The sequence below is a fragment of the Brevibacillus sp. NPDC003359 genome (assembly GCF_042878995.1).
Classification (GTDB): Bacteria; Bacillota; Bacilli; order Brevibacillales; family Brevibacillaceae; genus Brevibacillus.
The window spans coordinates 87050-100815 of sequence record NZ_JBIAOR010000005.1 but is presented as its reverse complement, the minus strand read 5'-3'; the positions used below and the strand labels follow the sequence as shown (position 1 = coordinate 100815).

The window sequence follows — 13766 nt, the reverse complement described above, 5'->3', positions numbered from 1 at the left end:
GCTCAGGCGTTTAATAGGATGTCACACGAAAAACGGGGAATTGTGTAAAAAAGATTCACGAATTCTAGCAGTTGTGTTACACTAGTGATTGTTGCATTTTACACAATACTGAATATACTAGAGATTTTTAACACAAAAAGCGAGGCTTTCCTGCGAAAGGAGGTGACACGCGCTTGCAGGATTCGGGCTTTAAAAAGAAAGATAGATTAACAACAAATATTCCCCAAGAACAATTTGTTTATACTAGAGGAGGAGAACACAAGGTTATGAAAAAGGTCGTTAACAGTGTATTGGCTAGTGCACTCGCACTTACTGTTGCTCCAATGGCTTTCGCAGCAGAGGAAGCAGCAACTACAGCTCCTAAAATGGACGCTGAAATGGAAAAAACCGTAAAACGTTTGGAAGCTCTTGGCCTGGTAGCAGGTTATGGCAACGGCGAATACGGTGTAGACAAAACTATCACTCGTGCAGAGTTCGCTACTCTGGTTGTTCGCGCTCGCGGACTGGAGCAAGGTGCGAAATTGGCACAATTCAGCAACTCTTACACAGATGTAAAATCTACTGATTGGTTTGCTGGTTTCGTAAACGTAGCTTCCGGCGAAGAAATCGTAAAAGGTTTCCCGGACAAATCTTTCAAACCACAAAACCAAGTTACTTATGCTGAAGCAGTAACTATGGTCGTTCGTGCACTGGGTTATGAGCCAGCAGTTAAGGGTGTATGGCCTAACAGCATGATCTCCAAAGCTTCCGAGCTGAACATTGCTAGAAGCATCACTACTCCTAACAATGCAGCAACTCGTGGCGATATCTTCAAAATGCTCGACAACGCTCTTCGCGTAGACCTGATGGAGCAAGTTGGATACGGTACTGACATCCGTCATGAAATCACGAAAGGAACTCTTCTGACTAAATACCTGAAAGTTACTGTTCGTGACATGGAGTGGGCTCAAGAGTCTGGCAACGACAGCGGTGACTTGCCATTGGTAACTAACGTACCAGCTATCGGTCTGGGCAAAATCAAAGCTAACGAAGTTACTTTGAACGGTAAAGACGCTGGTATCGGCAACACTACTTACAAAGTAGCTGACGGTATCAACGCTAACGATTTCGCTGGCCAACACGTACAAGTGTGGATCAAAGACGACCGTCAAAACGTAATCGTTTGGATGGAAGGTTCCACAGACGAAGAAGTTATCATGGACCGCGTGAGCGAATTCACTCTGAAAGGTAAAACTTTCGAAGATCCAAAAGATCTGAGCAACTCTGATCTGGCTGATCTGAAATTGGAGCTGGATGCTAGCGGCAAAACATACCGCTTCAACAAAAACTCCCAAGTAACTTACAACTTCACTCGCTTCAACGATGCAGTTGATGGTTTGAAAGAAATCATCAAGGACAACGCTGATGGCGGATTCACTTTCGGTGCAAAAGTTGTTCTGGACAACAATAACGAGATTGCTTACATCCACGTTATTGACGACCAATCCATCAACAAAGAAGACGAAGGCGTTAAATACGGTTCCGAAGTTATCTCCAAAATCGATGCTGATAAGAAGAAAATCACGAACCGTGATAACGACAAGTTCAACGATTTGGAAGACAAAGAAGAAGGTAAAGACTTCTTGGTATTCCTCAATGGTAAACCAGCTAAATTCAGCGATCTGAAAGAAGGCATGGTTTACAGCGTATACTACGCTGATGGCGACGAAGACAAACTGCTGGTATTCGCTACTGACACAGTAGTAGAAGGTAAAGTAGACAAAGTTGTTAGCCGTAACAACAACGACTACCGCCTGACTGTCGGCGACAAAACATACCGCATTTACGAAGGTGCTACTTTCTCCGATGACGGTAACAAAGATGTTCAAGACATCGACAAAGACCACTGGGATCTGGTTGACAGCTTGGACGACGAAACAGTAAAACTGTACCTGGATGCTTCTGGTCGTGTTCGTCACATCGAAACTAAGGATGCTATCGACGATCGCAAACAAAAAGCAATCATCACTCGTGCAGCTACTTTCAACACAAGCAAAGACACTTGGGATTTCACTGTGTTGACTCAAAAAGGTAAAAAAGTAACTGTTTCCCTCGAAGCTAAAAACATCTATGACTTCGATGGCAAAAACTACTCCAGAGATGGCAAGTCCGAGTGGGATCTGGAAAACATCCTGGTACCTAGCAAAGACAAAGACACTCTGCTCGTACAAGTAACTCTTGATTCAGATGGCAAACCATCTAAAGTTGAATTCTTGAAACCTGTAAAGGTTGAGCAAGAATCCGGCAAAGCTTGGGATGACCTCGCAGATGAAGACGACGATATGGTTGGCGACTACGAAGTTACTAGCAAAACAGCTGTCTTCAACATGACTGGTGAGTTGGAAACGAACGGCAAACGTGCAGAACTGAAAAACGCTAAAACTGCGAAGTTCAAAGACATTGCTGACGAAAACGACCTGTCCGTAATCTACACTGTAAACGATAAAGACGAAGTAGAAGCTATCTTCGTTGTTGACGGTGACGGTTTGGGCGGCGACTCTATCTACGGTCAAGTGATCGACTTCGGTCGCTCCGGCGGTAAAGACACCATCAAAGTATGGGTTAAAGATGGCGACAAAGTTGTTGAGAAAGAATACAAACTCGATGGCGATCAAGCCGATCTGAAAGATGACGACATCCGTCGTAACGACTTCATCGCATTCACATTGGATTCCAACGACGAAGTTATCGTTGACGATGTAGTTGAAGTAGTTAACAAAAACGCTAAAGGCATGCTCGCAGAAGTAACTGACGAAAAAGGCATGAAAAAAGCAAGCATCGACAAATTGGTTGTTGGTTTGGTTGATAATGTAAGCAAAGACACCATCACTTACAAAGATGCTGACAACAACAAGAAGAAAGCTAGCATCAAATCTGCTACAGTTTACTTCGATCTGTTCGATGACCTGGGCGGCACAGATGGCGTTAACGAAGGCGACTATGTTGTAATGATCGACAGCGCTGATATCTCCGGTACTAAATACGACTACGTTCTGATCGTTTCCGACGCGAAGACAGTTCGTAAAGACGACCTGGAAGATGAAGCAGAAGCATTCTTGAAGCAAGAGCCATCTGAGCCAACAAACCCAGGTGATTGGGATGCAATTGCTTCCAAACTGACTGGTAAATACGTAGAAGCTGGTGCAGGCATGAAAACGCTGGCTGTTACAGCTAAATTGAATTCGGGTGTTAAAGAATCCGATATCGAGAAAGTTGAACTCTACGTAAATGGTTCTAAACTGCCTCAAGAAGATCTCATACTGTCCATCAAAGATGGCGAGATCTATGTAGAAGCTATCGCTGAAGGTAAAGTTAACAGCAGCACCCTGAAAGTTACCGGCACAAATGGTAAGACTGACGAAGCTACTGTAACTTACAACGAAGCGTAAGATTACTCTTCAATAGTAACTATATCTACAGGGTAGTATAGAGGGGGATTTTCCCCCTTCTGTACTACATACCCTATTAAAAAGAGAACTTCCTATCAAACATACGGAGGGGTAGTACGTGAATAAAAAAGTAGCACTTTCAGTTCTTTCTACTGCAGTAGTAGCTAGCATGGCAGCTTCTGCATATGCAGCACCACAAGCTGGTGTTTATGTTGGTGGAGATGTTAAAAAGTTTTACTCCACAACAACTTTGTTGAACCTGACTAAAGAAGCAAAAGCTCAATACGCAAAAGATCTGCGCGTTGGATCTGACAACCTCGTGTTCGTACACATCAACGGAAAAGGTGCTTTCTTCTCCGAGATCCTGAATCATCCTAATGGTGCCACAGGTGCTTTTGCGGAACCTTTGAAAAAATCCGACTTCGTTGACCTGTACAATGTAGTTAAGCCAGATGGCACTTCTACTGAAACTGTAGATGCTAAAGCTAAAGTTGATGGCGATGACACTCCAGGTGAACTGAAAGTTGAATCCGTAAGTGCAATTAACTCTAACGAAGTTGAAGTTGTATTTGGAAAAGAAGTAGATGCAACTACTGCTCCTTCTAACTTCAAATTTAGTGAAGTTGTTGGATCAACAATTGGTGCCAACCCAGCTTCTATCAAAGTGGATGGTAAAAAAGTAGTTCTGACACTTGGTACTCCTATTACAACCGAGACAACTTTCACAATTACAATCAGTGGCGTGAAAGCAAAAGGTACTACTGATGTGTTCCCAACTTTCGCTAAGTCGATTAAGTTTGAAGACAAAGTAGCTCCAACTGCACTTGAAGTTAAATCGGTTACTAATGGTACCGCTGCTACTTCCCTCACTGTAACATTTAGTGAGCCTGTTGTATCTGCTACATTCAAAGTGAATGGTGCAACTAAAACGTACACTCAATCTGCTGATAAAAAATCTGCAACAATTTCCGGGTTGAGTCTTGAAGTAAACAAAACTCATACTTTGGAAGTTATTAATCTTACTGATAATGCAGGTAACGTAACTTCTTATGATACAAAAACCTTTACTGTAACAACAGATGTTGTAGCTCCTAACATCAATGTTGCTACAAATAGCGATGATCAACTTGTTCTGACCTTTGACAAAGCTATGGATGCTGCAACTATTACAACATCCAATGTTAAAGTTAAAGATGAAATGCTAGATGACTTGGGTGTTAGTATTGCTCCAGATCCAGAAGATACTACTGGTAAAAAGTTTTTGGTTAACCTGCCAGCAGGTCTTTATACAAACAAAGCTTCTCGTACATTGACTGTATCTATTAATGATGCAGTAACAGATTCTCTTGGTAACAAGATTCCTACACAATTTAAAAATGTAACTATTTCCAAAGATGTTACTGCACCAACTGTTAAAGATGTTACCTTTACGAAAAATGCAGCAACAGGTAACGTGGAAAAAGTAGTTGTTGAGCTTAGCGAAGGCTTGGCTGCTGCTCCTACTGGTTATGCTACCACTGGAATTACTGTAATCGGACCTAACGGTGCTGATGTTACAACAGGATTCTTTGGAGCAAACACTGCCGCTGTTCTAAAAGGAGCAAAAACAGTTGAAATTCCAGTTGTCGCACCAGTTACTTCTGGAAAATACACTGTTTACATCCATGCTGGTTTTGTGAAAGATATTGCACAAACAGCAAATAATTCTGTAGCAGTTACTAAAGTTGTAGATTTTGGAACTGCACAAACTGGTGAGTTTAAAATCACTCAAGCTGCTCTTGGAGGTACACCTTCCAATACAACTAACGTAATTACTGTTAATTACGGTGTAGCTGTGAAAGGTGGAGCAGATGCAGGATCTGCAACTGATGTAAATAATTACACACTGAATGGATTGCCATTGCCTGAAGGTACTGTAATCACACTGGGTGCTCCTGCATTGGAAGTAGCAACTATTACTATTCCTGAAGAAGCAATTGCTAAAACTGATTCGGCTGCTATTCTTCGTATCACAAATGTTAAAAATACAGCTGGTGCAACTATTGTTCCATTCACAGGTTCTGTAAATGTAACAGATAGCAAAGCTCCTGTATTGGATACTGCTACTCTAAATACTAACGGTACAGTTACCGTAGGTTTTGGTGAAACTTTGGCTACTGCTGCCATTGTTGGAGATTTTGATGTAACTGTGAACGGAAAAGTAATCGCAGCTAGCGAGCTTACATTTGTAGATGCTGTTGGTGCTGATGCTGGTAAATATGTAATTACCGTAACTGGTAAAGTTGCAGATCCAGACGGTACTCCAGCAAATGGTGATGAGTTCTTGTACATCGATGTAGATGGCGATGGTAATTTCGCAAGTGGAACCGATATTAAGGTAACAGGCGCCGTTGCAACTGAAGGTCCAGTTAACCTGAACTCTGCTGCAATTAGCTCTGTAAAAGTTGCTACCAAAGCAACTGGTACATTGACTGGTGCTGATGCAGCTGGTAACACATTGAAACTGGATGTTGTAAAAACTGTTAAGTAGTAATCAAAACTTTGCTTCTTATGCTCGTCTAGAGCAAAAGAAGTAGAAAAAGAGCCTACCTTTTTAGAGGTAGGCTCTTTTCTTTATGCTATGTTCATACTGTACAAATATGGATATTACTTATATTTAGAATAGGGATGATATTCTTACAGTTACAGGTACAGGTACATTACTTCATATGATCGTATAGAGCGTATGAAGGTGACATGAGGCTACCTTGAAGGAGGTAGACCTTTTTCTTAATATTGATACTTACTCCAAGGATTTTGGGTTCTACTCACATGTATAGAATAATGAATCCAACTAAGCTCCTATCCCTATACTTTTTCAAATTATCCGCTACGCTTTATTCATGTTCTTTAACTGTGTAACCAGTATTGTTCACGAGTGCTGCTCACCTATCTGAGGGTTGTGTGTGGATCTGTACTGTTTTCGTTATTGCTGCTACTCTATACCATTTCATGTAATGTTCTTTCAGTTGATTTGTAACCATTTTTGAGGACAAAACTTACTGTAAAACTTTATATGATCTTACTGTAAAAAGTTGAGTGCTTTTGTTTGCTAAACAAGTTTCCATGCTACTTAACAAGAGTCTGCACCGTTTTATATGTAATGCTCACAGAAGAATATAAAGAATGCAGTTAGTCCCCAAAAATATTAATACCACTGGAAGGCCAGCGGTCTTTTTTCGTCAGCACATTTTTAGCATAACCAGAGTCCAAGCAGATAGATGCCCCCAAGAACAACTGCTGCCCTTGCAATCTCGCGCAAAATTCTTGGGATGAATCGTTCTACGCTCACTAGCGCAAACGATCTTTTAAACACTCCAGATACCAAATTTATTTGCCAACAAATTTAAATCTCCCGTGTCAACTCTCAAATCTAAAGGCACGATATTCCCTCCCCATTAACTTTCGACCGGCAGCTAAGAAATTCTTTGCCTCCTGCCGTAATAATCGAAAATTGGTTCATACATTTTTTGTGGTCACGCACATATCCAGACAACCAGAGCTGCACAGGTGTTTTTCTGGTGCCACTTATAGAGGTTCTGGATAAAGAGGTTACGTGGCTTGAAATATGCGTTCACGCTGGACAACTACCATTACATGGTCGAGATCGAGAAAGGAGACAACTCTCTTGACCTGTCCGTAGTCGGTCTAGACAGGGGAAAATGAGGGCTTCTGGGGAGCTTTTCCTGAGTAAGGCAAACAAGAGGAGCGGCGAGACGACAAGACTGTCAGGGTGTTGTCGAGCGAATATGCAATGGCCTACTACGTAACTATAGCAGCAATCTTCGCGAGCTAATAACGTACATAAAAGCAAAAGATATAGAGAGGGGCTTCAGACACGAAGTCTGGTGAAAACCCTCTGTAAGTTACAGAAGGGTATTCTGAAGCGATTAGAGCGGGCATACGCCTTCGAATCAGTTTGATCAGTATATCTCCACCCTGTTTGAGTTACTAATACGTAACAGGGAGTGTCTAATCAATCTAATCGTCTGCGGATCAGAATGAAGATAAGTAACTCGCTATGTAGTACTTTGTATTTTTGTTACAAAATCTTGCTTATGACAAATGCATCGGATCAACTAGTGTGTGGATAAAGTGACTTCAGCTTCGCTCAGTTTATTTGTGTTGCTATGGGTCCTCTAATTCAATTAGTGAGCTCAGAAGAAAGATCAGTCACATGAGGACTAGCCCCTTTCTACGATCTCAAAATAAGAACATTCACTGCAAAGAATAAATAGCACTAACCCTTACGATACTTTCTAATTGTTCACCAATTCCAGCAAATCACGTCCTACCAGTTTTCCGTGGTGTCCATATTATCCAACGTTTGTATAAAAAAGGAATATGAGATGTAACTGATTGTTAAGTAATGGAAATCCACGCAATGTGGAAGTGTAGTTTAACCTTTGGAAGTTGATGTTTTGAAAAAATAGCAAAATAAAACTGGTAAAAATATAAGAAGGACAAATCTCTCAATGAAATGTCCAATACTATAGAATTAGAAGCTTATCGAAGCGACACGATAAGCTTTTTATTTTAATCTAGGAAAATATACCTATACAAAAATATTGATTATTCCTATTATTCGCATCGTTGTGATTATAAATATATGGAGGCGCATATGATGAGCGAAAAAACCCGAGGCAATCGCTTCAAGTCAATCATGTCAAAGTTTTTCCTAACGTTTGTAGCGCTGGCACTGATCTTACCTTTCTCACCAAGAGGATCATTAGCAGCCCTTGCTCAAACGGGAACATTATCCGAAGCAATCGATCGGATCAACACGATCAAAATCAGTGACAACCCGACAAGGGAAGAGGAGCAGGCAGCGATTTCTCAAATGCGTGCGGCATTATCCGATCCAATCTTAGAACTCAAGTTTTCTGATTCTTTTGATGGATTCACCGAAGAATACAAGCAAGATACCTACTCACGTATGGTGTATCTGGTAAAGTACAAACCGTTTCTCGACCAAAAAGATGTCCAAGCTGGTCTCGACTATTGCATACAGGAAACAATTAATCTCCGAACAGCCGACGAAGAAATGCCCATGTATGAACAAACAGCGACGATCCCTGACACAGTAAAAGCAGGGGATGATATTACCGACCTAATCATTCGCCTTATCGATGGCAAAGAGAAGAACCCGCTCGTGATGGTTACAGCGAAATAAGTTCTACCAATGAAGGGCAGCGATCGCCCGGTGGAATATTTGCAGGTAGACCAAGATGGCAGAGTAAAACTCGTGAAAGTAAACACGACGGGCAGTCCTGTGCAAGAACGAGTCAGTGTGTGGTTCACAGTAGACGAGACAAGTACGGGGCAAAGTGTAGAAGTAACCATTCAGCCAGCAATCCAAGATGGAGCAATGTCTGGAGCAATTGATCGGATCAACGCTATTAAAATCAGTGACAATCCGACAAGAGAGGAAACGCACGCAGCCACTACCCAAATGCGTGAAGCATTATCCGATCTGGTATTGGGGTTAAACTTTGGCCAAGCTTTCCCAGGATTCACAGATGAATACAAGCAGGAAACCTATTTATTTATGATCTACAGCGTGAAAGAGAGACCGCTTTCCGATCTAGCAGTGCAGAAGGCGCTTGATGATTCAATTCAGGAAACAATCAAAATCCAAATAGGCGAAGAGGAAACCTTCAAGTACTACCGCACTGCCACAATTCCAAACTCGGCAAAGGCCGGTGAGGATATTACGGACCAAATCATTCGATTGATGGAAGGTCAGGTGAAAAATCCGGTTGTTCAGATCAAGCCGAGAAGAATAGAGCCGATCTCTCCTAACAATCTGGTCGAATATTTGCAAGTCGATCCATCTGGAAAAGTGATTCTGATAAAACCAAACAGCACGGTGGAGCCGGTACAAGAACGAGTTAGTGTGTGGTTCTTGGTGGAGGGGATTATTACCCCGATGAGAGTAGTGGTCACCATCCAGCCCAATGGCGATACTGGAGGACCAAGCGATTACCAAATCGTCCAGGACGAAGTAAATAAATACAACAGAGTCACTTCGATTTCTGCAATGACAGGAGCCGGAGTAGATGTCACTGATCAAATTATCCACCTGAAAAATGGCATGAGCAAAAATCCAAATGTTCAGGTACAAATTTATCAAATCGAATGAATGGGTGGAGCAAACAAACCTGCACAATATTTGCGAGCGGATCAATCAGGAAGAATATATTTGATTCAACAGAATACCACGAATACGACTCTGTACGAACATGTAAAAATCATGCTTACAGCAGGTACTGCGAGCCAGATCTTACGAATAGACGTAGATATTCTGCCAAAAGCTCAAGATGGTGGAAAGAGTGACCGAGAAATTCTCATGGAAGAAAGTGATAAGTACTACAAGAGTGCGTTAATCGAGAGTACGAGCAAGGCAGGAGAAGATGTGACGGATAAAATCATCAGTTTAATAGAAGGAACGCAAAAGAATCCTGCTGTAGGAATAGATGTTGTAAAAGTTGAGGGGATGGGTGGAGGAAACAAACCTGCGCATTATTTGCAGCTGGATGACGCTGGAAAAATTAGGCTAGTTCAACAAAATACCACCAATACTAAACTTTGCGAGCACGTGAAAATCACGTTCACAGCGGGGAATGCGAGTACCACTAAGCGTATTGATGTAAATATTCCACCTCAATAGATGGCGGGCGCAAAAGTCCGAAACGGAAAGCATTGGCGGGGCCTATCGCATTCGTGATAGGCTCTTATTTTTTAAAGCAAAAAAGAACCAACTGCACAAGACAGTTGGCCAAAAAGCAATTCCCCAAGTTATTTGTTTAGACACTTACATTTTATCAATAATAAACAACGTTGTAAACTTTAACTCATTATGGAAATGTTATACATGAAATCCTCCACGTCTCGATAGCCTAAAAAAATTTCTTCATTAATATGCGAATGAGACATGATGAACGCTGAATGTTGTCTGAACGGTATAGACCGCCTAAGAAACGGTCTTTTTTGTCCCACCGCCCATCCTTCCATTCCTTGACATCCCCTGTTGCGTACGGGTATCCTAACATAACTATAGTACGAATCATGCGGTGAAAAGGTTGCAAAAGCCTTTTGTTTTCTGATTGGAATGCCAAGTTTTCTATGTTGCAAAAGGATGTCACTATGCTATAGTGGATGACGAATGTTACTATATATAGATGTAGAGAAAAGTTGGGAGCGACGATATGTTATCCTTCTTGAAGAATTTAATGGGGAACAAACCGACAACCAATGAGGTGCGGGAGCAGGTGCAGGAGGAATCGATCCTTTCCGCTGCTGATACCGAACAGTCTCATCAGGAAGCGAAACAGGTACAAGAGGAATCAACTGGCGTCATCACAACACTCTCGCTGCATGAATTGTGGGAGAAGGAGTTGGGGGCACAAGAGAAATACTCGCTCTCCTTTATGGCTCAGGAGCTGGAGCCGTTGCAGCCTGGGAATATCTCCTTGGCAGGGACTTCACTTGTTCCGCATGACGACGGGATTGAAGTGGTAGCATTCGTACGAAACAGCACAGACCGTCCAATCAGCCTAAATGAGATGACACTGGTAGTACTGTTTGGGGATCAGGAGCTGTTTACCCGCCAATCCTTTGATTTGAGCGAGCTCGGAGAAATTCCGCCGCGTTCTGCAAGGCCGTGGTCGTTTGTATTTGCCAGAGAGCACTTTTTACAGGTAGAAGTTCTTCTCGTGAATTGGAAGATCGCCTTTGAGATGGCGCAGAAGAAGATGGTTCTTCCACAGCAGCTGGAGCTGGAGGAATCCTGGATTAAGGCGCTCACTGATGAACAAAAAACGTCCTTAATTGAATTAGCGAAGAACCTCCCCGCTCTAAAAGAGGGAGAAGTAAATATACAAAGTGTGCAGATTCGTAGAACCGAAAGTGGTGCTCTGAATGCGATGCTTTTGATTCGCAATGGCTCTGTGCAGTCGCTGTCCTTCGAAAAGTTACCACTGGCGCTCTATGATGCAAGTGGGGATAAAGTGGCAGAAGGCCTGTTTGAACTCGGGAGCCTGACTGTAAATGCAAATACAAGTAAGCCGTGGCTGTTTATTTTCCCGCCAGAGAGCATTCTAAAGGAAGAGCTGGACTTGTCCCGTTGGAAAGTAAACGTTCCCCAAGGAGCCTGATGCAAGAGAGCGAATTTGCATAGGCTGGTCAAAAAAGTTTATCATGATAAGAGAGCTTCGTTCGTGTCCGGACGTGTGAGGAGGTAGCCTATGTTTTCCTTTATGAAGAATTTATTAGGTAAGGATCAGCAAGATTTGAAAAAAGATATTCAAGAAGAGTCTGCCATTGATGTCGCTGAGATGAAAAACACCGAGGTAGAAATGGAAGGCAATGAGCAACAGGAAGCTTCTGTAGGTGGAGCTGAAAAGATTCGTACGGAATTGTCTCTGAGCCCGATTTGGGAAAGTGAACTGGATTCCGAGAAAAAGTACACGCTTCGCTTTTTGCAAGAAGAACTGCCTGATATGCGTAAAGGCATGGTTAGCGTAACTGGATTCAGTATGATTCCGCAGCCAAACGGCCTGACTGTCGCTATGTTCTTCCGCAATTCCACGAATAAGCCAGTGCGGATCAAAAACGTTGGATTAGCGATTTATCTCGATGATAACGCGTTTGCACGGATCAAGGTGGATTTGTCAGATATGGACGCAATTCCGCCGCATACCAGCCGTCCGTGGGAGGTATTGTTCCCGGAAGAGAGCTATCTGCATGATAATTTCACCTTTAACCGTTGGAAAGTGGTTATGAAGGCTGGTAGAAATTCGCATGTGTGGCCTCGTAATCTGGAGCTCGATCCAGAAATGGAAAAGCGCATGACCGATCGCCAAAAGGATCGTCTGGAAGCGTTGACGCAGTCCTTGCCATTGATTCCGATTAATACGGTACAGGTTACTGGTTTTGATATCGGAATGACAAAGGAAGGACATTTGGTAGCAGCGATGCTCTTCCGCAATGGGATGGCACATGATTACCGTCCAGATGAACTCAAGCTGACGATTGCTGATGCAAATGGTGATCTGGTAGCAACAGGTGTGCTGGACGCAAGTAGTATTAATGTGAAGCCGGGTTACAGCCGTCCGTGGCTGATTGTATTCCCGCCAAATTTAGTGAAAAAGCCTGATGCCGACCTGAAAAGATGGACGCTTGAGGTAGAATAGAACGTAATACTTTTGAGGTGTGGGAAAGAGGAGGTTAACTTATGAGTTGGTTATTGGAAAATTGGTTTGGTTCCAAGGAGAGCTTGGAGCAAGTACGCGAAGATATTCATGAGAATCTTCATAAAGAGTTTTATTTGGGTGTATCCGGATTGGAGAATCCGCAGCAATCTGCGAACCGTGTGGAATCGAAGGAATTGTTTTTGGTGCTGAACGGTCCGTGGGATGATCAATTGGACGAAGCTGAGCATGAACTCTTGCAATACGCGCATGATGAAATGCCTCCGGTTGTTCGTAACGAGGTAGGTATCATTCCTTTCTTTACACAGGTTACGAATGATGGTTACTTGGTTCTGACCTACGTTCGCAATGCGACTGATCGCAGTATTTTGTTTCAAAAGCTTCCACTGTCTTTGGTGACGGAGGATGGAGAGGAAGTCGCAAGAAAGACTTTTGATCTGATCACATCTGGTCCAGTGATGGAAATGTCCAGCCGTCCGATGGAATTCATGTTCCGCTGGGATGAGTTCGACCGTATTCCTGAAAAAGAGGTTCCTCTGAAGCTGAGCTATATCAAGCCGAAAAAGAACGAAGTAGAAGAGAATCAAAATTATAATTTGGGTCTGAGTGCAGATGAGTCCAAGCAATATTTGCAGCAGGCTGCAGAGAAAGCTCCGATTGCAGAGGGCGAAGTAGACTTGCAAGTCCTCGATATCAAGCCGGGTGAAGATAACGGCCTGAAAGTCATCGTTGTTTTCCGTAACGGTCTGGGAAAACGTCTGGAGTTTACTGAAGTGCCGATTATCGTTCATGATAAGGATGGCGATTCAGTAGCGCGTGTACACTTTACCTTGGAAAACATGAAGGTAGAAGCAAACAGCCATCGTGTATGGGCATTTGATATTCCGTTCTCCTCCATCAAAAAGGAAGAGGTAAATCTGGCGGAACTGACTGCTTTTATTCCGAAAGCACAGCAAAGAAAAAAAGAAAAAGCTCAGGTAGCACCTGAAGTGGAAGACAATAAAGGTTTGTTACAGTAAGGAGAAAACCCTTTTTGCCCATGGTGAAAAGGGTTTTGTACTGTTATAACATTCCAAATATTGGGTGA

General features: G+C 42.7%; 8 protein-coding genes. All 8 read left to right on the top strand.

Annotated features, from left to right (window positions below; genetic code table 11):
* The first annotated feature begins 266 nt into the window (after positions 1-266).
* The 8 genes from ACFYU8_RS16175 (at position 267) to ACFYU8_RS16140 (ending at position 13698) form a co-directional block, all read left to right on the top strand.
* Positions 267-3428, top strand: a complete 3162-nt coding sequence (locus tag ACFYU8_RS16175) for an S-layer homology domain-containing protein (RefSeq protein ID WP_390301037.1) — start codon at positions 267-269, stop codon at positions 3426-3428.
* A 118-nt stretch (positions 3429-3546) separates the two neighbouring features.
* On the top strand, positions 3547-5958 hold the full coding sequence (locus ACFYU8_RS16170; protein ID WP_390300716.1) for a hypothetical protein: 2412 nt from the start codon (positions 3547-3549) through the stop codon (positions 5956-5958).
* A 2130-nt stretch (positions 5959-8088) separates the two neighbouring features.
* Positions 8089-8640, top strand: coding sequence for a hypothetical protein (locus ACFYU8_RS16165; protein ID WP_390300714.1), 552 nt, complete (start codon positions 8089-8091; stop codon positions 8638-8640).
* A 9-nt stretch (positions 8641-8649) separates the two neighbouring features.
* Positions 8650-9609 carry a hypothetical protein gene (locus ACFYU8_RS16160; RefSeq protein WP_390300712.1) on the top strand — a complete coding sequence of 320 codons (960 nt, stop codon included), beginning with the start codon at positions 8650-8652 and terminating at the stop codon, positions 9607-9609.
* A gap of 60 nt (positions 9610-9669) precedes the next feature.
* Complete coding sequence (locus ACFYU8_RS16155) at positions 9670-10137, top strand: hypothetical protein (RefSeq protein ID WP_390300710.1); 468 nt, start codon at positions 9670-9672, stop codon at positions 10135-10137.
* A gap of 538 nt (positions 10138-10675) precedes the next feature.
* Complete coding sequence (locus tag ACFYU8_RS16150; RefSeq protein ID WP_390300708.1) at positions 10676-11623, top strand: accessory Sec system S-layer assembly protein; 948 nt, start codon at positions 10676-10678, stop codon at positions 11621-11623.
* Between the two features lie 90 nt (positions 11624-11713).
* Positions 11714-12661, top strand: coding sequence for an SLAP domain-containing protein (locus ACFYU8_RS16145; protein WP_390300706.1), 948 nt, complete (start codon positions 11714-11716; stop codon positions 12659-12661).
* A gap of 41 nt (positions 12662-12702) precedes the next feature.
* On the top strand, positions 12703-13698 hold the full coding sequence (locus tag ACFYU8_RS16140) for an SLAP domain-containing protein (RefSeq protein WP_390300704.1): 996 nt from the start codon (positions 12703-12705) through the stop codon (positions 13696-13698).
* Positions 13699-13766: the final 68 nt, after the last annotated feature.

Excerpts from the sequence above, each read along its gene's own strand:
- ACFYU8_RS16140 (WP_390300704.1), top strand. The coding sequence starts at position 12,703 with ATGAGTTGGTTATTGGAAAATTGGTTTGGTTCCAAGGAGAGCTTGGAG.
- ACFYU8_RS16165 (WP_390300714.1), top strand. The coding sequence starts at position 8,089 with ATGATGAGCGAAAAAACCCGAGGCAATCGCTTCAAGTCAATCATGTCA.
- ACFYU8_RS16145 (WP_390300706.1), top strand. The coding sequence starts at position 11,714 with ATGTTTTCCTTTATGAAGAATTTATTAGGTAAGGATCAGCAAGATTTG.
- ACFYU8_RS16175 (WP_390301037.1), top strand. The coding sequence starts at position 267 with ATGAAAAAGGTCGTTAACAGTGTATTGGCTAGTGCACTCGCACTTACT.
- ACFYU8_RS16150 (WP_390300708.1), top strand. The coding sequence starts at position 10,676 with ATGTTATCCTTCTTGAAGAATTTAATGGGGAACAAACCGACAACCAAT.
- ACFYU8_RS16160 (WP_390300712.1), top strand. The coding sequence starts at position 8,650 with ATGAAGGGCAGCGATCGCCCGGTGGAATATTTGCAGGTAGACCAAGAT.